The organism is Mesorhizobium sp. M7A.F.Ca.MR.148.00.0.0 (assembly GCF_003997735.1).
In the GTDB taxonomy this organism is placed as follows: domain Bacteria; phylum Pseudomonadota; class Alphaproteobacteria; order Rhizobiales; family Rhizobiaceae; genus Mesorhizobium.
Window position 1 is genome coordinate 1 of record NZ_RZTB01000427.1, and the last position, 393, is coordinate 393.

Annotated in this window: 1 pseudogene; it reads right to left on the minus strand. The window is 62.1% G+C overall.

Annotation, left to right across the window (positions count from 1 at the left end):
• Window positions 1–393: pseudogene (locus EOB49_RS34805) on the minus strand (aminomethyltransferase family protein); the annotation flags it as partial.

Genomic DNA, 393 nt, shown 5'->3' on the forward strand with positions numbered 1-393 from the left:
AATTGACCGCGCCGAAGCCATATTCGGTCACATCAAGATCCTTGCCTGCCGACAGCAGCGCGCGGCGCAGGCCCGCGTGCTCATTGGCCTGGCAATGGATCTCGTAGCCGAGCTCGCCGATGACCGACAGCCGACCGACCTTGGCCCGCACCAGGCCGACATCTAATGTCTTGCAGGCCAGGAAGCCGAAAGCCTCGTGCGAGACATCCTGGTGTGTCAGCCGATCGAGCAGCATTCGCGCATTGGGACCGGCGAGCGAGAAACCGACGACGGCGTCCGAGATATCGCGGACGGTGACGCCGTCGCTGAGATGCTGTTCGAACCAGCGCATGTGCCACTGGCGCAAATAATAGGACCCCATGATCCACCAGGAGCCATCGCCCCAGTTGAAGA